Origin of the sequence: Micromonospora sp. CV4, assembly GCF_003667455.1 — a bacterium.
Taxonomy (GTDB): domain Bacteria; phylum Actinomycetota; class Actinomycetes; order Mycobacteriales; family Micromonosporaceae; genus Micromonospora.
Window position 1 is genome coordinate 17,578 of the sequence record NZ_RCVI01000279.1, and the last position, 20,393, is coordinate 37,970.

At 70.9% G+C, this 20,393-nt stretch carries 16 protein-coding genes; 5 read left to right on the top strand and 11 right to left on the bottom strand.

The window, feature by feature from the left end; all coding sequences use genetic code 11:
• The first annotated feature begins 998 nt into the window (after window positions 1-998).
• Entirely contained in the window at window positions 999-1,553 is a 555-nt protein-coding gene (locus tag EAD98_RS17980; protein ID WP_121655219.1) for a hypothetical protein, read from the top strand.
• A gap of 120 nt (window positions 1,554-1,673) precedes the next feature.
• Here the strand turns inward: EAD98_RS17980 and EAD98_RS17985 are convergent, their stop codons facing one another.
• Together EAD98_RS17985 and EAD98_RS17990 are read right to left on the bottom strand one after the other, a co-directional pair.
• Window positions 1,674-2,513, bottom strand: a complete 840-nt coding sequence (locus tag EAD98_RS17985; RefSeq protein ID WP_121655220.1) for a DUF4081 domain-containing GNAT family N-acetyltransferase — start codon at window positions 2,511-2,513, stop codon at window positions 1,674-1,676.
• A gap of 57 nt (window positions 2,514-2,570) precedes the next feature.
• Window positions 2,571-3,794 (bottom strand): MFS transporter, encoded by a 1,224-nt coding sequence (locus tag EAD98_RS17990; RefSeq protein ID WP_121655256.1) that lies wholly within the window; start codon window positions 3,792-3,794, stop codon window positions 2,571-2,573.
• 113 nt (window positions 3,795-3,907) lie between these two features.
• On the opposite strand from EAD98_RS17990, the gene EAD98_RS17995 reads away from it, so the two are divergent.
• Window positions 3,908-4,480 (top strand): PadR family transcriptional regulator, encoded by a 573-nt coding sequence (locus EAD98_RS17995; protein WP_074317838.1) that lies wholly within the window; start codon window positions 3,908-3,910, stop codon window positions 4,478-4,480.
• A 115-nt stretch (window positions 4,481-4,595) separates the two neighbouring features.
• On the opposite strand, the gene ispG is transcribed toward EAD98_RS17995, so the two are convergent.
• The 6 genes from ispG to EAD98_RS18025 all read right to left on the bottom strand — a co-directional run bounded on the left by ispG (window position 4,596) and on the right by EAD98_RS18025 (window position 13,839).
• Entirely contained in the window at window positions 4,596-5,768 is a 1,173-nt protein-coding gene (ispG, locus tag EAD98_RS18000) for a flavodoxin-dependent (E)-4-hydroxy-3-methylbut-2-enyl-diphosphate synthase (protein WP_121655221.1), read from the bottom strand.
• Between the two features lie 8 nt (window positions 5,769-5,776).
• Window positions 5,777-7,027 carry an RIP metalloprotease gene (locus EAD98_RS18005; RefSeq protein ID WP_121655222.1) on the bottom strand — a complete coding sequence of 417 codons (1,251 nt, stop codon included), beginning with the start codon at window positions 7,025-7,027 and terminating at the stop codon, window positions 5,777-5,779.
• Window positions 7,027-8,238, bottom strand: coding sequence for a 1-deoxy-D-xylulose-5-phosphate reductoisomerase (gene dxr, locus EAD98_RS18010; protein WP_121655223.1), 1,212 nt, complete (start codon window positions 8,236-8,238; stop codon window positions 7,027-7,029). Before dxr ends, EAD98_RS18005 begins: the two co-directional genes overlap by 1 nt.
• A gap of 81 nt (window positions 8,239-8,319) precedes the next feature.
• Window positions 8,320-8,766, bottom strand: a complete 447-nt coding sequence (locus EAD98_RS18015; protein ID WP_121655224.1) for a hypothetical protein — start codon at window positions 8,764-8,766, stop codon at window positions 8,320-8,322.
• Window positions 8,767-9,205: 439 nt separating this feature from the next.
• The gene (locus tag EAD98_RS18020) at window positions 9,206-12,898 is read right to left on the bottom strand and encodes a CARDB domain-containing protein (protein ID WP_121655225.1); all 3,693 of its coding nucleotides are present in this window, start codon (window positions 12,896-12,898) and stop codon (window positions 9,206-9,208) included.
• Between the two features lie 389 nt (window positions 12,899-13,287).
• Window positions 13,288-13,839: a GNAT family N-acetyltransferase gene (locus tag EAD98_RS18025; protein WP_121655226.1), complete on the bottom strand. Its 552-nt coding sequence runs from the start codon at window positions 13,837-13,839 to the stop codon at window positions 13,288-13,290.
• A gap of 51 nt (window positions 13,840-13,890) precedes the next feature.
• Between EAD98_RS18025 and EAD98_RS18030 the strand changes: the two genes are divergently transcribed.
• Together EAD98_RS18030 and EAD98_RS18035 are read left to right on the top strand one after the other, a co-directional pair.
• Window positions 13,891-14,721 carry a YhjD/YihY/BrkB family envelope integrity protein gene (locus tag EAD98_RS18030; RefSeq protein WP_121655227.1) on the top strand — a complete coding sequence of 277 codons (831 nt, stop codon included), beginning with the start codon at window positions 13,891-13,893 and terminating at the stop codon, window positions 14,719-14,721.
• A gap of 67 nt (window positions 14,722-14,788) precedes the next feature.
• Entirely contained in the window at window positions 14,789-16,384 is a 1,596-nt protein-coding gene (locus EAD98_RS18035; protein WP_121655228.1) for an NAD(P)/FAD-dependent oxidoreductase, read from the top strand.
• Here the strand turns inward: EAD98_RS18035 and EAD98_RS18040 are convergent.
• Both EAD98_RS18040 and EAD98_RS18045 read right to left on the bottom strand, forming a co-directional pair.
• On the bottom strand, window positions 16,373-17,017 hold the full coding sequence (locus tag EAD98_RS18040; RefSeq protein WP_121655257.1) for a TMEM175 family protein: 645 nt from the start codon (window positions 17,015-17,017) through the stop codon (window positions 16,373-16,375). The genes EAD98_RS18035 and EAD98_RS18040 overlap by 12 nt on opposite strands.
• Before the next feature lie 97 nt (window positions 17,018-17,114).
• Window positions 17,115-18,695, bottom strand: a complete 1,581-nt coding sequence (locus EAD98_RS18045; RefSeq protein WP_121655229.1) for a Rieske 2Fe-2S domain-containing protein — start codon at window positions 18,693-18,695, stop codon at window positions 17,115-17,117.
• A 197-nt stretch (window positions 18,696-18,892) separates the two neighbouring features.
• On the opposite strand from EAD98_RS18045, the gene EAD98_RS18050 reads away from it, so the two are divergent.
• A complete protein-coding gene (locus EAD98_RS18050; RefSeq protein ID WP_121655230.1) occupies window positions 18,893-19,114 on the top strand; it encodes a DUF2631 domain-containing protein in 222 nt (73 codons plus the stop codon).
• Window positions 19,115-19,199: 85 nt separating this feature from the next.
• Here the strand turns inward: EAD98_RS18050 and EAD98_RS18055 are convergent, their stop codons facing one another.
• A complete protein-coding gene (locus EAD98_RS18055) occupies window positions 19,200-20,366 on the bottom strand; it encodes a DivIVA domain-containing protein (protein ID WP_121655231.1) in 1,167 nt (388 codons plus the stop codon).
• Window positions 20,367-20,393 lie beyond the last annotated feature (27 nt).

Here is a 20,393-nt window from a genome sequence, read left to right on the forward strand (position 1 = left end):
ACCGCTCTGAGCAGGGCTTCCGGGACGTCCCTCGCGTCGGGATCGTCGTTCGCGCTGATCTGCGTCGGGCGGATCCCGCTGATGCTTTCGGGCGGTCCCGGTGGACGTCGCCGCGGCTGCCCGTCCGGGGCGGTCGGTCCTGCGAGCCATATACCTGTGAGTCATAAATATGCCTGCGAGGTATCGGGCTCGTTGACGACCTCGACCCGGGATCGCCCGGGAAGTGCGTCTTCGGGGGTGATCCACTCGATATCGAGGATGTCGCGGTGTCCAGGGCTTGCGGATGCCCCGATATCGACGATACCGAGTCGATCAACCCGCAAACCGGCCCATCCGAGGCGGCACCGATCCGCGAGCCCGTCCGGCCTGTCCGATATTGTGCGGTTTGACGGTGGCCGGGTGCACCCGGGGGCTGGAATCGTCGCGGGCGCGGGGTCGTTACATAGCCTGACGATCGCAGCACCACCGCCAGATCACCCACCCCTCGGGGCTGGGATGACAGCGAGGTCGGGATGGAATGCCCCGTGGGTGCGCGTCGTTGCAGACCCCCGACCGACCGGACCAGCACCCGCTCGCCCGAGGGTGCCGACGGGCGGGCCAGCCCCGGAATGACCCCGGCCCGGCGGTCGTTGCAGACCCGACCGACCGCACCAGCACCCGCTCACACGGGGTGCCCATCAAGGGCCGATCCCGGAATGACCCCGGCCCGGCGGTCGTTGCAGACCCGACCGACCGCACCAGCACCCGCTTCCACCGGGTGCTGATGGACGGGCCGACCGCGGAATGACCCCGGCCCGGCGGCCGTTACACATGGACCCGGCGCCACGAGCCCCCGCGCGTAGGCCGCTGGACCCCCGGCGCCACGAGCCCCCCGCTTGTCGGCCGCCGACCTAAGACTTTCCCCGTGTATGAGAGCGCCGGACGAGGTGCTTGCACCCTGCGTGCCGTTCCCCCGAACAGGCGTGTGGAGTGTCTACCCCCGTGAAGGAGCAACCCTCATGAACACGATCATTCGTAAGAGCATGCTGTCCGTTGCTGGTCTGGCGTTCGCCGGTGGTGTGTTCGCCGGTCCGATCGCCGCGCACGCCGCCCCCGTCGAGGGCAAGCCGGTCGCTGTTGCGGTGCAGGCGGTCAAGGCGCAGGGCCCGCAGTCGCACATCGACCTCAACGACGAGCAGACCGCCAACGTGAAGGCGATCATCGCCGCGACGAAGAAGGCGGGTCTGCCCGAGCGGGCCGCGGTGATCTCGATCGCCACGAGCCTGCAGGAGTCGAAGCTGGAGAACCTGGGCCACCTCGGCGACATGAACGACCACGACTCGCTGGGCCTGTTCCAGCAGCGCCCCTCCAGTGGTTGGGGTACGCCGGAGCAGATCACCGATCCGGAGTACTCGACGACCGCGTTCCTCAAGGGCCTCAAGCAGGTCGACGGATGGCAGGACATGGCGTTGACCGACGCCGCGCAGACCGTGCAGGTCTCCGCCTACCCGGATGCCTACGCCCAGTGGGAGCAGCAGGCCACCGACCTGGTCGCCCAGCACTGGAACAACTGACCCACCGCACAACCCGACCGACCGCTGGCCGGCACCCCGCACACGGGGTGCCGGCCAGCGGCATGTCCACGACCGGATCGTGAACGGACGGGGGCGGGCGGCGGACCGGGAAAAGGGCGGTCAGAAGAGGACTGTGGCGAGCGTGCCGACCGGCTGGAAGCCGCAGCGTTCGTAGACCCGGCGGGCCGGCAGATTGAAGTCGTTGACGTACAGGCTGACTGTCGGTGCGACCCGCAGGAGCGCGTCGCGCACCACCGTCGCCATCGCGGCGGTGGCGATCCCGCGGCCCCGCCACTCGGGCGCTACCCAGACGCCCTGGACCTGCGCGGTCCGCTTGGTGACCACGGCCAGTTCGGCCTTGAACACGACCTTGCCGTCGACGAAGCGGGCGTACGCCCGGCCGGCACGGACCAGGTCGTTGACCCGCCTGCGGTAGCTGCGTCCGGCGTCCTCGGCCAGCGGGGAGACGCCGACCTCCTCGGTGTACATGGCCACCGCCGCCGGAAAGAGCCGATCGACCTCACCGGCGCGGACCTGGCGCACCTCCGGGTCGACCGGTACGGCCGGCAGCGCGTCGGTGGCCAGCAGCGGCTGGTTGGGGCGGACGTCCCGGGCCGGACCCCAGATGTCGGAGAGACGGTCCCACAACCCGAGGACGGCGTCAGCGCGGCCGACGATGGAGGAGCACAGGCGCTCCTCGCCGGCGAGCAGGTCGGCGAAGGCGGCCACCGCGGCGTCGGAGGCGAGCACCGGAGTGAGGTTGCCGCCGAGCCAGCAGAGCGATTCGAGGTTGCGCCGGGCGCCGTACCCCAGGATCCGGCCCTCGGCCCGCCACCAGGACAGCCCGCGCGCGGCGATGCGCTCGGCGACCTGCGCGCCCGCGAACGGGTCCAGGTCGAGCAGTCGCTCGACCGCGCGGCGCTCCGATTCCCCCAGTTGCCGTACCGGCACCGTCAGCACGTGTACCAGCCTGCCAGATCGCACCCCCACCCCGCCGGTCGAGTGGCAAGGCCCGTCTCAGACCGTCACCGGCTCGTCGGCCGGGCTGGTCGCCCTGGTCCGGCCGGCCCACCGGACGACCGGGGGCACCAGGGCACCGAGCAGGAGGAACAGCCCACCGAGCACCAACCAGCCGGGCACACCCCAGCCGAGCGCGAGGGTGGTCACGACCACCGGTGCGAGCATCTTCCCCAGCTCGTAACCCATGCCGTACGCCCCCTGGTACTGCCCCTGCGCGTCCGGCGGCGCCAGCCCGAACGAGATCCCCCATCCGGCGGCGGAGTGCCACAGTTCCCCGATCACGTGCACCAGCGCCCCGCAGCCGAGCAGGCCCACAGCGCCGACCGTCGGAAGCGCGCCGCTCGCGGCGAAGAGTACGCAGGCCAGCGCGATGGCCACCCCCGCCCGGCGGGCGGCGCGGGCGGCCCCCGGCAGGGTGACGGCGCTGCGCGCGGCGCGTACCTGGAGGAGCACCACCAGGACGGTGTTGACCAGCGTCAAAGCGGAGATCATCCAGGCGGGTGCGGCGGTGTGCCCGGCGATCCACAGCGGCAGGGCGATGGTGAGCAGGCTGAAGTGCATGGACATCAGGCCGTCGAGCAGGGTGAAGGCGAGGAACGGGCGGTCCCGCAGGGCGATGAGCCGGGGTCCCTGCGTCGGGGCCGCGACGGGCGCGACGGTGGGCAGGCGGACGAAGACCGCTGCGGCCGCCAGCGACGCCGCCGCCGCGGTCAGGATCAGCGCGACGTACCCGGCGCGGGTGTCGGCGGCGATGGCGAAGCCGCCGAGGACGGCGCCGACGGAGATCCCGACGTTGGTGGTGGCACGCAGGTAGGCGCGGGTGTGCACCCGCTGGTCGGCCGGGATCGCGCCGGCGATCAGCGCGCCCCGGGCACCCCGCTCGACCGCGTCGGCGAGCGCCGTGGCGGCGCCCACCAGCAGGAAGGCGGGGAACGACCGCACGGCGATCAGGCCTGCGGTCAGGGTGCCGGCGGCGATCAGCCCGCCGACCTGGGCGCCGCGCGGGCCGAGGCGGTCGGCAAGGTAGCCGCTCGGCGCGCTGGCCAGCACGCCGACCAGGGCCGAGATGGTCAACCCGACGCCTACCTGGGTCGCCGACAGGCCGACCGACCGGGTGAGGAAGAGCGCGCTGGACACCAGCCAGAGGCCCCGACCGACGGTCTTGACCAGGGTGCCGAGGGTGAGGACGCGGGCCGGGCCGTGCGGGGGAAGCAGGCGCATGACCGACACTCTAACAATACGTACGTACGGTTTGTAAAGCGCGACCTTGTCGGCGATGCATTGCCGATATATCGTTGATGCATCAGCGACAGTACGCAGAGAGGAAGAGCCCCATGAGGTTCCATCGACAGCAGCACCCCCTGCACGAGGCGCGGATGCGGGGCTTCGGCTTCCCGCCCGGCCCGCACGGCCACGAGCACGGTGGCCCTTGGGGCGGCCGGGGTCGAGGCCGCGGCCGGGGTCGCCGCCCCAACGTCCGTGGCGCCGTGCTGGCCCTGCTCACCGAGCGGCCGATGCACGGCTACGAGATGATCCAGGAGATCGACTCCCGCACCGGCGGTGCCTGGCGTCCGAGTCCTGGTTCGATCTACCCCACCCTCCAACTGCTGGAGGACGAGGGGGTGATTGTCGCCAGCACGGAGGAGTCCGGCGGCGGGCGGAAGCGGTTCACGGTCACCGAGGCCGGTCAGGCCGAGGCCACCGAGGCCGCGCAGACCCCACCGTGGGCGGACGTCGCCCAGGGCACGGTGAGCAGCTGGCACGACATCCGCGACTCCGGTGCGCAGGCGATGAACGCACTGCGCCAGGTGATGATGAACGGCACGGACGACCAGCGGGAGCGGGCCGCCCAGGTGCTCGACGAGACCCGGCGCAAGCTGTACGCCATCCTCGCCGAATCGGAGTGACACCGAGCAGAGCTGCCGCCCCGCTGGGGCGGAGCACCGCCACCGCCACACGCGAAAGGAGCGGCCGTTCCCCCTCGGGAACGGCCGCTCCTTCGTACGGCGGTGGTGCGGTGGATCAGTGCACGGTGACGGTCGGGCCGGTGATCAGCCCGCGCAGCTCCTCGGGAAGTTCGGCGCCCATCTCGTCGGCGATCCGCAGCGCCTCCTCGATCAGCGTCTCCACGATCTGCGCCTCGGGCACCGTCTTGACGACCTTCCCCTTGACGAAGATCTGGCCCTTGCCGTTGCCGGACGCGACGCCGAGGTCGGCCTCGCGGGCCTCGCCCGGACCGTTGACGACGCAGCCCATCACGGCCACCCGCAGCGGCACCGGCAGCCCTTCCAGACCGGCGGTGACCTCCTCGGCGAGCTTGTAGACGTCCACCTGGGCCCGGCCGCAGGACGGGCAGGAGACGATCTCCAGGCCGCGCTCGCGCAGCCCCAGCGACTCCAGGATCTGGTTGCCGACCTTGATCTCCTCGACCGGCGGGGCGGACAGCGACACCCGGATGGTGTCACCGATCCCCTCGGCGAGCAGGGCGCCGAAGGCGACCGCCGACTTGATCGTGCCCTGGAAGGCCGGGCCGGCCTCGGTCACGCCCAGGTGCAGCGGGTAGTCGCACTGCTCGGCCAGCTGCCGGTACGCCCGGATCATCACCACCGGGTCGTTGTGCTTGACCGAGATCTTGATGTCCCGGAAGCCGTGCTCCTCGAACAGCGAGCACTCCCACAGCGCCGACTCGACCAGCGCCTCGGCGGTGGCCTTGCCGTACTTGCTGAGCAGCCGCTTGTCCAGTGAGCCGGCGTTGACGCCGATCCGGATGGGCGTACCCGCGGCGGAGGCCGCTGCCGCGATCTCCTTGACCTTGTCGTCGAACTGGCGGATGTTGCCCGGGTTGACCCGGACCGCCGCGCAGCCCGCGTCGATCGCGGCGAAGACGTACTTGGGCTGGAAGTGGATGTCGGCGATCACCGGGATCTGCGACTTCTTGGCGATGGCCGGCAGCGCCTCGACGTCGTCCTGGGACGGCACGGCCACCCGGACGATCTGGCAGCCCGACGCGGTCAGCTCGGCGATCTGCTGGAGGGTGGCGTTGACGTCGGAGGTGAGGGTGGTGGTCATCGATTGCACGGACACCGGCGCGCCGCCGCCGACCGGAACCGAGCCGACCATGATCTGGCGGCTCGCCCGGCGGGGAGCGAGCGGCGGGGGCGGTACGGCAGGCATACCGAGACTGACAGCGGTCACTTCAGCACTCACCTTGGGAAGAGCGTGATCGGGTTGACGACGTCCGCGGTGATGGTCAGCAGCGTGAACACGCCACCGATCAGGATCACCACGTACGTGAAGGGCATCAGCTTGAGGTAGTCGACCCGCCCGGGGTCGGCACGGCCGATCCGCGCGTAGAGCCAGGACCTGGCGCGTTCGAACCAGGCGATGGCGATGTGTCCGCCGTCCAGTGGGAGCAGCGGCAGCAGGTTGAACACCCCGATGAAGAAGTTCAACGAGATGAACAGCGTCACGAAGAGCAGCCAGGCCTTGTTGGCGAACGCCTCGCCGCCGAGCCGGCTGGCGCCGACCACGCTGATCGGGGTGTCCACGTCACGCTCACCGCCGGTGATGGCGGTCCAGAGGGCGGGGACCTTCTGCGGCAGCCGCTGCAACGCCTGGACGGTGCCGACGGCCAGCTCGCGGGTGAAGTCGCCGGTGGCGCCGAACGCCTCGACCGGACCGTACGTCACCCGGGTCGGCGTGGTGGGCACGAGGCCGACGCCGAGTGCGGCGACCGGGGCGACGGTGCCCTTCGGGTCGTCGAGCGGCGGGCGCTGGGTCTGCGCGAGCACGGTGCTCGTCTTCGCCGGCTGCCCGTCGCGCACGTAGTCGATCTGGGCGGTCTCGCCGGGCTTGAGCCCGCGCAGGGTCACCAGCAGCTCGCCGTAGTTGTTGATCGGCGTGCCGTTGATCGAGGTGATCCGGTCGCCGTCGCGCAGCTGGGCCTGGGCGGCGGGGCTGGCGACGTCACCCGGGGCGCAGGCCCGCGGGGCGTTCTCGGGGACCACGCAGTCGGACAGCGCGATCACCGCCGGCTCCTGGCGGATCTGCGCCTCGGTGGTGGGGAAGTCGCGGTTGGGCAGGCCCAGCGACACGGCGGCGATCCAGATCGCGATCAACGCCAACGCGAAGTGGGTGATCGAGCCCGCGGACATCACGATCGTCCGCTTCCAGACCGGGTAACGCCACATCGCCCGCGGCTCGTCGGCCGGGTCGACGTCGTCGTCTTGCGCGGTCATCCCGACGATCTTGCAGAAGCCGCCGAGCGGAATGCCCTTGACGCCGTACTCGGTCTCACCCCGCTTGAACGACCAGAGGGTGGGGCCGAAACCGACGAAGTACTTGGTGACCTTCATCCCGAACGCCTTGGCGGTCAGCATGTGACCCGCCTCGTGCAGGCTCACCGAGACGAGGATGGCCAGGGCGAAGAGCGCCACCCCGAGCAGGTTTGCCATCAAATTCCTTCCACCGAACCCGCGATGATCTCCTGCGCGTGCGCACGCGCCCACGACTCCGCCGCGAGCACGTCCTCGACGGTACCCGGTTCGTCGAAGTCCGGAGCCTCCTCCAACACCCGTTCGAGGGTGTCGACGATGCCCAGGAAGGGCAGCCGACCGGCCACGAACGCCTCGACGCACTCCTCGTTCGCCGCGTTGTAGATCGCCGGGCGGCAGTGACCGGCCTCCCCGGCGGCCTTGGCGAGCGCCACGGCCGGGAAGGCCGCGTCGTCCAGCGGCGCGAACTCCCAGGTGTGCGCGGTCGTCCAGTCGACCGCGGTGGCGGCCCCCGGAACCCGGTCCGGCCAGCCGATACCCAGCGCGATCGGCAGCCGCATGTCCGGTGGGCTGGCCTGGGCGATCGTCGAGCCGTCGGTGAACTCGACCATGGAGTGGATCACCGACTGCGGGTGCACCATCACGGTGATGTCGGAGTAGGGCACGTCGAAGAGTTCGTGCGCCTCGATCACTTCCAGGGCCTTGTTGACCATCGTGGCCGAGTTGATCGTGACGACCGGCCCCATGTTCCAGGTCGGGTGGGCGAGCGCCTGATCGGGCGTGACCTCGGTCAACTCGTCGCGCCGCCGCCCACGGAACGGTCCGCCGCTGGCGGTGACGATCAGCCGGCGCACCTCGCCGCGCGACCCGGAACGCAGGCACTGGGCCAGCGCCGAGTGCTCCGAGTCGACCGGGACGATCTGCCCCGGCCGCGTCACCGCGGCCTTGACCAGCGGGCCGCCGGCGACGAGCGACTCCTTGTTGGCGAGCGCGAGAGTACGACCACCGCGCAGCGCGGCCAGCGTCGGTGCGAGCCCGAGCGAGCCGACCACCCCGTTGAGCACGATGTCGCACGGCCACTGGGCCAACTCGGTCATCGCGTCCGGCCCGGCCACGATCTTGGGAAGCTTGAAATCGCCGGTGGCCCAGCCGCGCCGGCTCGCCTCGGCGTAGAACGCCAGCTGGAGGTCCTGCGCGGCGGACGCCTTGGCCACCCCGACGGCGTCGACGCCCAGTTCGAGGGCCTGCGCGGCGAGCAACTGGACGTTGCCACCTCCCGCGCCCAGGGCGACCACCCGGAACCGGTCCGGGTTGCGCCGGACGATGTCGATGGCCTGTGTGCCGATCGAGCCGGTGGACCCGAGCAGGACGAGGTCGCGGGGGGAAGTCACCGTGCCATTCTTCCCCACGGTCGCTGGACGCCCGCTGGGAGCCTCAGCCCGCGCCGGCCACCTGCGCGGTTTCGACGGCGGTCAGGCGGGGCTGACGCAGAAGACGACGTCCAGGTAGCCGGAGCGCTTGGCCCAGTTCGAGTAGTGGTAGTCGGCGAAGCCGGGCGCCTGGGCCTCGCACAGCGCGTCGGCCTGCGCCTCGTCGGCGACGGACTGCTCGATGCGGGCCAGGACCCGCCACGTCCCGGATCCGCACGGGGTGATCTCGTACACCACCGTGGCCGCCTCGCCGACGTTGCGCACACACTGCCCGACCTGCACGAACTGTTCGTCGCCGCTGGCCCTCGCGGTGGGCGGAGCCGCCGGGGTCGGGCTGGCGTCGGCGCTGGCCTGCGCCGAGGGCGTGTCACGGGAACCGGCCCACTCGATCACCTGGAACACCACGCCCACGATGCCGGCGATCGCGGCGGCCGCCCCGAGCCAACGCAGCACGGCACGCAGCCGGCCCGAAGCGGTGTCGTCATCCATGCCGACCTCCGACCTGTCGCTGCCCGGCCCAACCTGAGCCGGCGCCGATTTTCGATGTCCACGATGGCACGGGTCCGGCAGCGGTTCCGCACACCCTGACGCGTCGGGGCGTCCGCACGGCCGCCCGGCCCGTGGCCTGTCGACGCAGGTCATCGGCCCTGCGGCGGGCGTGGCCGCCGAGCCTGGGCGAAGCCGACGGGCGGCCACTGTCCGATGTCCGACCGCTCTCGCCGCGATGCGCCGAGCCGATCGCGACCCCGCCGAGTCGTAGCCGGGCGACCTACCGGACGAGCACCGGCGAGCACCTCCCCGATGATCGACTCCAGTTCGGCGATGTCGGGGTGTCCCCCGTACCCGGACACCCCGACATCGCCGAGACCGTGTCGATCACTGGATCGGCCGGACGAGCGAGGGCCGCCGGAGCGGCCCTCGCTCGGGACTAGCCGCCGTTGAGAACGAACTGCGACCCCGGCTGGATGACGATGTTGCCGTCCGCCGAGTTGGTGATGGTCACGTTGGTCAACGTGGCGTTGCCGCGGGCACCGCTCATCGCCAGGATGCCGGCGCCGTTGTTGGACTTGTCGATCCGCACGTTGGTGATCGCGACGTTCGGCATGTTGCCGCCGCCGTTCTTGAACTGGATGCCGTCGTAGGTGGAGTCGTAGATGTCGGTGTCCCGGATCGTGACCCCGACGATGTCTCTGGTGGCGGGGAAGAGGGTGATCGCACCGAACTCCTGGTCCTCGTTCCAGAAGGCGCCGCCGGTGCGGTAGAGCCCGTTGTTGGCGATCAGCGTCGTCCCGGAGAAGGGCAGCGGGTCGTGGTCGGTCGCCAGCATGATGCCCGGGTAGTTCGCGGTGTCGTAGATCAGGTTGTTCTCGATCGAGTTGCCGTAGCCGCCGTAGATGGCGACGCCGTTCGCACGCCAGGGCAGCTGGATGGTGTTGTTGACAAAGTGGTTGTCGTGGGCGATGTCGACGGTGCGGTCCTTGACGTACGGGTTGGCCCAGATGGCGAGCGCGTCGTCGCCGGTGGTGCGGAACGACGAGTTGAACACCCGCGAGTTTCGCGTGCCGTTGCTGAAGTTGATGCCGTCGGCGTAGGTGTTGCGGATCCGCATGCCGCTGAACTCCAGCCCGTCCGCCGGGCCCCAGAGGTCGGGGATGTTGTCGTAGTCGCGACCCACCCAGACACCCACGTTGGCGTGCTCGATCCAGACGTTGCTGATCCTGGTGCCCGTCCCGAATCGGCCGTTCAGACCCACCCCACCCTCGGCGTTGCCGTCACCACCACGGATCCGGCCCGAGCCGAAGATGGCGATGTCGGAGATCTGGGTGTTCTTGTCGATGTCGAACCCGAAGTTGCCCTCGTGCGGGTGGTTGATGCCGCCCACCACGTTCTGCGGCTCGGTCAGCGTGTAGAGCTGCGAGTGCCACATTCCGGCGCCCCGGATCGTGACGTTGCTGATGCCGACCTGGTTGTGCGTACCCCGGTTCAGCGGGTCGTCGGTCAGGATCTTCTGCTCCTGCCGCCACTGCCCGGCCGGGATCCACACGCAGCTGATGACGCCGTTCTGGTCGTCGGTGACCGCCCGCTGGATGGCGGCGGTGTCGTCCAGCCCGTCGTTCGGGACCGCGCCGTACGACGTGATCGAGGTGCAGCCGGCCGGCTGGCTCGCCGCCGGCGCCACCTGCTCCAGGTCGATCATGTCGATGACGTAGAACGAGGCCGAGTCGCCGGCGTCGCGCTGCAACTTGAACCGGGTGCCGGCCGGGTACGACTGCGACAGCAGCGCGTTCGACTCGTCGAACAACCGTCGGGCGTCGGCCTGCGGCGTGTTGGTCAACGCCTCCGGCCCGTCCGTGTTGCCGTAGAGCCAGCTGTGCCGCGACGAGAGCGTCAGCTTCCGGGAGAAGACATCGTTGATGTAGAGGCTGATCGTCGCCTCGATGCCGCCACCACCGGGCGCGTCCGGAATGGAGTTGCGCACCACGATGGCGTTGGCCGGGTTGGTCGAGGTGAACTGGACGAACTGCCCGGTGCTGTTCAGCCGTACCGACTTGCGGCCCGAGGACTCGCTGGCGAAGTTGGTGTGGCCGAAGGTGCGCAGCGGGTCGGCCTCCAGCAGGGTGCCCTGGTACTGGGCCGCCTCGGCCTCGTAGGAGACGTACGGGACCGCCGCCCCACGCCCGACCACGATCGACTGGCTGAAGGCGTTGTTGGTCTCGTTGGTCTCGGCGACCGCGTTGGTGGCGTCGGCGGTGGCGGTGATGGTGGCGCCGCCGCTGGTGGCGGTCCAGCTTCCGCTGACGGCCACGGTGACCGTCGCGCCGGCGGCGACCGAGGCGGTGTTGGTGTTGAGCGTGGTGCCGCCCACCACCAGCCGGGTGACCGTGGTCGCGCCGGTCGCGGTGGTGCCACGGTTGCGGACCGCCACGGTGAACGTGACGGACGCCCCGACGGCCGGGTTCGGCGGGTTGGAGGCGATGCTGAGGACCTGGAGGTCCGGCCCCGGGGCCTGCGCGACCACCAGCGGCGAGGGCGCGGTGTAGCTGTTGTTGCCGTTGTTCTGCTCGACGATCGTGTTCGTCGGGTCGACCACGGCCGAGACGCTGTAGCTGCCCATCGGCCGGGTGCCGGCGTTGAACGAGACCGTCGTCGAGGCGCCGGCGGCGAGCGCGCCCACCGTGGCGCTGCCGACGACCGCGCCGGCCAGGCTGAAGTTCACCGTGGTCGCTCCGGCGGCGGCGGACCCGATGTTCTGCACCACGGCCGCGAGGGTGACCGGGCTGACCTCGCTCGGTGACGCGGGCGACCAGGTCGTCGAGCTGATGACCAGGTCGGGGTTGGGTGCGGGCGTGCCGCACACCTCAAGCTCGGCCACCTGACCCGACGGCGCTCCGCTGTTTGCCGTGAACCGCAGCTGCACGTCGGCGGTGGTCGCGGTGACCGGGATGCGCACCACGTTGTTGCCCTGGACGAACTGGTAGCTCGCCGCCGACACGAGGTTGGTGTACGCGGACGACGCCTGGTCGCGGCCGAGGACCTGGATGGTCTGCGTACGGGTGCCCCAGGCCGGGTCCGGGTTCAGCTTGACGGTGACGGCCGAGACGGAGTGGTTGGCGCCCAGCGCCACGGTCAGGGTCTGCGGGTAGCCCGCCGCGCCCTCCCAGTACGTGCCGAGCTGCCCGTCGTTCGCCTTCTCGGGGGTGAAGGTGAAGGTGGAGCCGCTCGCGGTCATGGCCTTGCCCTGCGCCACGTTGGTGCAGGCCGGCGGATTGGTACCGGTCCGGGTGACGGTGTTGCTGTTGCCGGACAGGTTGCCCGCGCCGTCACGGGCGCGGACGTAGTAGGAGACGGTCGCGGTCGCCGGCTGGGTGTCCTGGTACGTGAGGACGGTGCCCAGCGTCGCGATCAGGCTGCCGCCGCGATAGACGTTGTAGCCGGCCAGGCCGCTGCCACCGGAGTCGGTGGAGGCGCCCCAGGTGAGGGTGATCGTGGTGCTCGACTGGGTGTACGAGAGGTTGCCCGGCACGCTCGGTGCGGTCGTGTCCGTGCCGCCACCGCCAGAGCCGTACACCTCCAGCTCCGACAGTTGCCCGGCCGGCCAGCCGCTGTTGCCCGTGATGGTGATCCGCACGTATCGGGTGGAGGTCTGGTTGAAGTTGATCGTTACCGTGCTGCCGCTCGCCGGGTTGAAGGTGTAGGTCTGCGACGCGACCAGGTTGGTGAGCGACGAACCGTTGGCGCTGCCCTGCACGCTCAGGGTCTGCGTGCGGGTCGCCCACCCGGCGGTCGGCAGCTTCAGCACGACCTGGTTGACGGCCTGCGACGAGCCCAGATCGACCTGCACCCACTGGGGGAAGGAATTGTTGACGCTCTCCCAGTAGCTGCCCGCGTTGCCGTCGACGACCTTCGACGAGTCGTAGACGTCGGCGTGGCCGCTCTCCTGGGTCGGTCGACCCTGGGCGAGGTTGGTGGCTGCCGGGGCGAAGGCGGTGCTCGTCGCGGCCGTCGTGTCGGCTGGGCGGGCGGCGCCTGCCGGATTCGCGACGGCCACCGACCCGACGGTGGCGATCACCGTGGCCGCGGCTGTCGCCGCCACCATCCTGAACAGATTCGTTCGTCTCATCACTGTCCTGTCGTTCGGGGGACGGTGCCGCGGGGAGACCACGGCGTGGGCGTGACTCGGCGCATCGTCAGCCGACGCGTGGGGGCGCGCCGGCCGGTTTGGGGGGAGATGCCAGAGAGGCGAGGTGGTGGCGGCAAGAAGGGGAGAAGTACCGCCAAAAAAGGCGGTCCGCCGGAACTTGCGACGCAATGCAAAGAATCAAGCACGCCTTTGTCGAGATTTTGCATGACGTTGACCAGATGTTACTGACGTGCTACGAGGGCGTCAACACTTCGACCGCCGTGACTATTGACGGCCACCCATCTGCCGGTATCCGGCGGACATGGAAGGGCCCCTGTCGACGCCAGGTGTCGACAGGGGCCCTTGCCCCGCCTCAGCGAGGCGGGAGGTCAGCTGGTCGGGGCGCGCAGGACGAAGGTCTCCAGTTCCTCGCCGCCGTACCAGTCGGTGCGCAGGCCCACGTGGGCCATGCCCAGTCGCCGGCAGACCGCCATGGACGGATCGTTGCCCGGCGAGACCAGCGCGTAGATCTCCGGCGTACCGGTGGCGAACTCGCGCGTCATGACCGCGCGGGCCGCCTCGGTGGCGTAGCCGTGGCCCCACGAGTCCGGATGCAGGTGCCAGCCCATCTCGATGTTCTCGGTGAGTCGGGTCTCGTCCAGCCCCGGTATGGGCTTCAGCAGCACCGTGCCGGCCACCAGCCCGGTGTCCCGCACCTCGATCGCCCAGGTGCCGTAGCGGCCATTGTCGTCGGCGTGCCGGTCCTGCCAGATTCGCAGCCGCTCGGCGGCCTGCCCCGGCTCGGTCATCGGCAACCCGGGCGACACGGCGAGCCAGCGGGTGATCCCGGGACGGGAGTAGATGTCGTAGATCCGGGCCAGATCGGTCGGGCTCGCGGTCCAGTCACGCAGGATCAGGCGTTCGGTGGTGAGAACGGTCATGGCCGGCGATCTTAATGAGTGGCGGGCCGGACGACGGGGAAAGAGATCGTGGTGGGCAGCGGATGGCAGCGGACAAAGCGGATCATCAACGCCGCGTTCCGCCCCGTGCGCGGACGGGACCTGTCACTGCACGCCGCCGCGATCACGTTCTACGGGGCGATCGCCGTGGTGCCGGTCGCCCTGCTGGCCATCTGGCTGACGGCGCTGGTTGCCGGGGCCGACCGCGTACGCCGACTCACCTCGTACGCCGTGGAGGCGCTGCCCACCGCGATCGGCACGCCCCGCGCGGTGGCCGCGCTGGTCGACGCCGGGACGGAGTTGACCCCACTGCTGGCGCTGGCCTCGCTGCTGCCCGCGTCGCTGTACGGGGAGGGTCTGCGCAGGGCGTTCGTCTCGGTGGCCGCACCGCGCACCGACGAGCAGCTGATCGGCTGGCGGGGCCGGCTGCTGCTGCTGCCGCTGCTCGCGCCGGCCCCCGCGCTGCTGCTGTCGATCCTGCTGGCGCTGCCGCTCACCACCGGCCTGGTCCGGCAGGGCGGTTGGATCGGCGCGCTGGGCGTGGTGCTGTCGTTCCTGGCGGTCTGGCTGGTGCTCACACCGGTGCTGATGTGGGTGTTCCGGGTGGTCGGGCCGGCGTCGCCGGACTGGCTCTCCACGCTCGGGATGGGGTCGTTCACCGCGGCGAACCTGTCCGGCTTTCTGCACGGCTTCGTGCTCTTCGCCTCCCTCCCGCTGGACCTGGGCGTGCCGTTCGGCGGCTTTGACGAGATCGGCGCGGGCGTCGCCGTCCTCCTCTGGCTCTACCTGTTCCACGTGATCGTCCTGGCCGGCTACTCGGCGACCCTGGCCCTGTCCGGCTGGCGCGCCCGACGGCAGAGTTGACCAGGGGGTTCGCGGGACCGGGCGAAGGGGCTGACCTGGCGGACGGCTCCGGCTAGGCTGCCGCGGCATGAGCAGCGAACTTCCCGGCCGCGCCGACGTCGTGATCGTCGGTGCGGGGCACAACGGTCTGGTCTCCGCCATCCTGCTGGCCCGCGCCGGCCTGGACGTCCTGGTGCTGGAGGCCGCCGACGTGATCGGCGGCGCGACCCGCACCGAGAACCCGTTCCCGAAGGTGCCGGGGCTGCGCCACTCCACCGGCTCGTACCTGCTCGGGCTGATGCCGCCGGAACTGCTCACCACGCTCGACGTGCGGATCCCGGTGCTGCGCCGCGACCCGCACTACTTCCTGCCCACGCCGGGCGGCCTCGGCTCGCCGTACCTGCTCTTCGGCAGTGACACCGCGGCGACCCGGGCCCAGCTCGCCGAGTTCTTCTCCCCCGCCGACGTGGCCGCCGACGACGCCATGCAGGCCGAACTGGCCGCGCTGCGCGAGGATCTCGCCCCGGCCTGGCTCGCCGAGCCGCTCACGGCACAGGAGACCGCCGACCGACACGTCCGTCCGGCGCTGCGGCAGGTCTTCGTCGACCTGGTGCAGGGCTCGGTCGCGGACTACCTGGCCCGGTTCGAGTTCCGCTCCGAGCTGCTGGTCAGCATGTACGCGGTCACCGACGGGCTCTCCGGGCTGAACGCCGGCCCGGACGACCCGGGAACCGGTCACAACTTTCTCGTGCACAACATGTGCAGGCTTCCCGGTTCGGGTGGCACCTGGATGATCGCCGAGGGCGGCATGGGCACCGTGTCGCGCACCTTCGCCGACGCCGCCCGCGCCGCCGGCGCGACCATCCTGACGGGTACGCCGGTAACCGCGGTGGCCCTGGACGGCGGCGCGGCGAGCGGTGTCGTGCTCGCCGACGGGCGGCAGGTCGCCGCCCGGGTGGTGCTCGGCGCGTGTGACCCGTACCGGTTGATGGACCTGTTGCCCGACGGGGCGCTGCCGGCGCCGCTCGGCGAGCGGATGGCGGCGGTCCGCCGCCCCGGCACCACCCTCAAGCTCAATCTGGCGCTGACCGGGCTGCCGCACTTCTCCTGCCTGCCACCCGGCACGCCGAGCCCGTTCGGCTCGACCATCCACCTGCTGCCCGGCTCGGCGTCGCTGGTCGGCGGCGACGCCACCTCGCCGATGGCCGCGCTGCGCGCCATGTGGGCGGACGTGCAGGCCGGACGGCTGCCGGCGGAGCCGACCATCGAGTGGTACCTGCACACCACCGTCGACCCGTCGCTCTCCGACGCCGCGGGGCACCACTCGTCGGCGCTGTTCGTGCAGTCGGTCCCCTACGAGCTGACCGGCACCACCTGGGACGCGGCGCTGCCCGGCTACGTCGACCGGCTGATCGGGATCGTCGAGCGGTACGCCCCGGGCACCGCCGACCTGATCGCCGACGCGGTGCCGCTGCCCCCACCGGGCATCGAGGCCCACTTCGGCATCACCGGCGGGCACATCCACCACGTCGACAACACCGTCTCGTTCGCCGACCGGATGCCGTACGCCACCGGGATCGACGGCGTGTACGCCGGCAGCGCCGGCTGCCACCCGGCCGGCAGCGTGATCGGCGCCGCCGGCCACAACGCAGCCCGCCGCATCCTCGCCGACCTAGGCCGCTGACCCGCGCCGGGACGAGCCGGCGGAGGGCCGCAGGTCACCGGGACCCCCGATCAGGTAGAAGGCGACCAGCAGGAGGTACGCGCAGAGGCTGAGGATGGGGTCGACGAAGACGATGGCGAAGGCGATCAGGTAGAGCAGGGGCTTGAGCAGGATCCGCCGTGCGACCGCCCGGACCAGCCGGGGATCCAGGTCGGGGCGGAGCAGCCCGCGTCGGCGGGCCCACCACCAGCTCAGATTGACGAAGAGCGCCTCACCCAGCACGGTCCCGACGTAGAGGGCGGCGGTCAGCCGCTGCTCGGTCGCACCACCGCGCAGGTTGTCCGACAGCAGGTCGGCGGTGAACGGGATCGTGGCGATGAACAGCAGCACGAGCAGGTTGAAGACCAGCAGCAACTGGTCGACCCGGACCACGTACCGCCACAGGTTGTGGTGTGCGATCCAGACCTGTCCGGCGATCGCGAAGGTGATCACGTACGCCAGGTAGGACGGCCAGGCGTGGGCGAGGGCGTCCGGAAGCTCCCGCCCGCTCTCCCGGGCCGGACCGGTCTGGAGCAGCTCGACGGCCATCACCGTCAGCACGACGGCGAAGACCCCGTCGCTGAACGTCTCCACCCGGGCGGCGTCCCGAGCCATCTCCCGGCCGCGCCCGTACCGGTACTCGGTCTCCTGTGCGTCCGCCCCCGCCGCCACACCACCAGAATCGACCCCCCAGGGGCGGCGGGGGGCGGAATCAGCTCAGCGCCTCGCCCGCCGGCGCCGGGGTTTCCGCGTCCACGCGGTGGGCGCGGACCTTGTGCCCGACGCTCGTCAGGCAGCGACCACTGGGCAGGTCGAACCGCCAACCGTGCAGCTGGCAGGTGAGCTGGTCACCCTCGACGATCCCGAAGCGGGTCAGGTCCGCCTTCAGGTGCGGGCAGCGCCGCTGCACCACCCAGTCGCCCAGGGTGATGTCCTCGGCGTCGGTGGTCCGCTCGTGCTCGTCGTACCAGCCCTCGGCGTACTGGAGCCGCTCCTCGGAGAGGCACTTGAAGAACGCGTAGACGAACTCGTTGTACTGGCCGATCCGCGCCGCCGAGAACCGGCAGGAGAGGAAGAGCGAGTTGACCCAGTCCACCTCGTCGATGAAGAGCAGGTGCTCGATCAGCGACCGCTCGGTACGGAACCGGTAGCGGACCTTCTCGTCGGCGTACGGCCGGACCTCCTTGCCCGGGAAGTCCACCACGATCGACTCGACGCTCTCACCGTCGTAGCCCACCAGGTCGAAGCGGACCGGCCCGCCGACGCCCTTGGCCAGGTAGATCGACTCGTCGAGCAGCGGCTCGATCCGGCTCTTCATCTGGGCGAGCACATCCACCTCGGGGTGCCGCCAGGACGCCTTCTCCGCCTCGATGACGGGCCGCTTGCGCTCCCGCATCTCCTCCAGGTGAGCGACCTTGTTCGCGAAGAACTCGTCGACCGGCACCGGGTGGGTGGTGGTCGCGCCCTCGGTGGTGACCTCGGCGACGCTGCCCGGCAGCAGCACGATCCCGTTGGTCCCGCCGACCTTGGCGTACTCCGCCATGAAGACGGACTGGTCGGGGAAGATGTTGCCCTCGTCGCCGTGGATGTCGTTGAACTGCCACAGCGCGTCGTCCAGGAAGCACGGCGGGCCGGCGATCGGGAAGACGTGCGACGCCTTCAGGTCGTCGATGTAGCGCCACGTCCGGTCGAACTGCCGGTCGCGCTTCTGCTTGCCGAACGCGGTCTTCGCCGCCTGCGGCAGCTCGTAGACCATCGGATACCAGATCGCGCCGGAGAACTGGAGCAGGTGCGCGTGCACGTGCCCCAGCTCGGCGAAGACGCTGAGATCGGTCGGGCGGGCGTCGTTCTGGTTCAGCAGCCGCACCCCGTCGTACTCCACCCAGAGCGAGGAGTCGCCGATCGGGCCGTCGGTGGGGCTGGTCAACGCCTGGATCATGATCTTCAAGCCGCCGGGCAGCTCCACGACCTGCTCGTTGGGCGCCTTCAGGAACTTCGTGAAGCCCAACGCCCGCAGCTCGTCCTCCATCTCGGAGGTGGGGAACTCCGGGAGCAGGACCGTGGCGTCCTTGGAGACGAAGTCCCGCAGGTGCTTCGCGTCGAAGTGGTCCCGGTGCAGGTGGGAGACGTACAGGTAGTCGACCTGACCCAAAGTCTCCCAGTCGAGCAGGGAATTGTCCGGAAATGGAAACCAGGACGCGAAGTAGGCCGGGTTGACCCACGGGTCGCACAGGATGCTGCCCGCGGCCGTGTCGATCCGCATGCTGGCGTGCCCGGTTCCGGTCACTCGCACCGCACAGTCCCCCTCAAACAGACAATCAGGTGTACGCCAAACGCTACCGGAGGGAGTCTGACCGCCGCCTCGCGACGCCCGTAGTGCCGTCCGGCCCGGATGGGCGGGCCCGTTGCCCGGGAAACCCCCACCGCGCTGCACCGGGCAGGAGGCGTGCCAGACTAACCGGAGATCCGATCGCGAGGGAAGGACCGACAGTGGCAGGAAGCGAGCCGGTAACGTCGCCAGATCAGCGCAAGCCCGGGCACCGTAAGTCCGGACGGATCGGCGCGGTCCTCACCGCGCTGGCGCTGCTGGCGATGATCTGCGGCAACCACGAGGGCAGGGTCGAGGACATCTGGCTGGTCGGCCTGGCCGTGCTGCTGCTGGTCATCGTGATCGGCGACGCCGTGCTGCGCCGCAACGGTCTGCGCTCCTGATCGAGCGCCCGCCGCCGGACGACCGGCCGACGACGCCGAGGGCCCGCCCCCACCCGGGGACGGGCCCTCGTCCGTACGCGTCGGGTCAGCGCCCGAAGAGAATGTCCTGCACGTCCTTGAGCGCGGCGTCGACCTCGGCCTCGAAGTAGCCCCCGGGCACCAGACCGAACCGGAGCGTGTCCAGGTCCTTCGGGTTGACCGGCATCGGGTTGCGGCCCTGCATGCCGCCCAGCAGGGTGTCGAAGAAGCGGTCGACCTGGTCCGGGTCGTACCCGCTGCCGAACCGGCGCACCTGGAAGCGACGCCGGATCTGGTCGACGCGGTACAGGTCGCTGCCGGGAGGGCCGGCCATCGGCGGACCACCCATCGGCGGGCCGGCCACGGCGGGCGGACCGGCCATCGGCGGACCACCCATGCCCTGCTGCGGCATCGGGGGCGGACCGGCCGGGCCACGGCGCATGTCGCGCAGGTCCCGCTCGGGCATCCGGATCTCAGCGGTCATGTCGGCACGACCGTGCCGACCGGCCTCGAAACCGTCGAAACGCGGCTCCTCCGGCGGGTAGCCACCGGGCGCGCGCTGGTCGTCGGGGCCGTAGCCACCGGGCGCACGCTGGTCGTCCTGCCCGTACCCGCCGGGCGCACGCTGGTCGTCGGGGCCGTAGCCACCGGGCATCCGCTGGTCGTCCTGGCCGTAGCCACCGGGACCGGCCGGCAGGCCACGCGGCGGGACGCCGTGCCCGCCCATCGGCCCGCCGGGACCCATCGGGCCCGGACCGGGCGGGCCGCCCGGGCCACGCGGCGCGTCGTAACCGCCCCGAGGGGCGTCGTACCCACCGGCGAACGCGCCGGTCGGCTCGTCGTACCGGCCGTAGCGGTCGGGCGGGCCGGCCTGCGCCGGCATCGGCCGGGGCGGCATCGGCTGCGGAACCATGCCGCGGTCGTCGCGCATCGGCGGGCCCATCCGGTCCGGCGGACCCATCCGGGGGTCGCCGCCGCGCCCGGCTGCGCCGCGCTCCTCAAGCTCGGCCAGCTGCCGCTCGACCCGGTCCAGGTGCAGGTCGACCTGCCACTCGTCGTAGCCGTTGAACCGGACCCGGAAGACGACGTCGTGGACCTCCTGGGAGGCCACCGGCGCGCCGACCTGCCGGCCGTCGAGCGTCGCCTCGACCCGGTCGAGGAAGGCATCCACCTCGTCGACCTTGTATCCCCGGCGGAGCGCCTTGCGCCGGAAACGCTGACCCTGACTCGCCACTATGTCTCCTGGTCTCGTTCGCCACGC

Coding starts and splice junctions, on each gene's coding strand:
- EAD98_RS17990 (WP_121655256.1), bottom strand. CDS start 3,794: ATGCGCCTGCTTCCCCCGCACGGCCCGGCCCGCGTCCTCACCCTCGGC.
- EAD98_RS17995 (WP_074317838.1), top strand. CDS start 3,908: ATGAGGTTCCATCGACAGCAGCACCCCCTGCACGAGGCGCGGATGCGG.
- EAD98_RS18040 (WP_121655257.1), bottom strand. CDS start 17,017: ATGGCTCGGGACGCCGCCCGGGTGGAGACGTTCAGCGACGGGGTCTTC.
- EAD98_RS17980 (WP_121655219.1), top strand. CDS start 999: ATGAACACGATCATTCGTAAGAGCATGCTGTCCGTTGCTGGTCTGGCG.
- EAD98_RS18005 (WP_121655222.1), bottom strand. CDS start 7,027: ATGGCAAACCTGCTCGGGGTGGCGCTCTTCGCCCTGGCCATCCTCGTC.
- EAD98_RS18020 (WP_121655225.1), bottom strand. CDS start 12,898: ATGAGACGAACGAATCTGTTCAGGATGGTGGCGGCGACAGCCGCGGCC.
- EAD98_RS18015 (WP_121655224.1), bottom strand. CDS start 8,766: ATGGATGACGACACCGCTTCGGGCCGGCTGCGTGCCGTGCTGCGTTGG.
- EAD98_RS18025 (WP_121655226.1), bottom strand. CDS start 13,839: ATGACCGTTCTCACCACCGAACGCCTGATCCTGCGTGACTGGACCGCG.
- EAD98_RS18035 (WP_121655228.1), top strand. CDS start 14,789: ATGAGCAGCGAACTTCCCGGCCGCGCCGACGTCGTGATCGTCGGTGCG.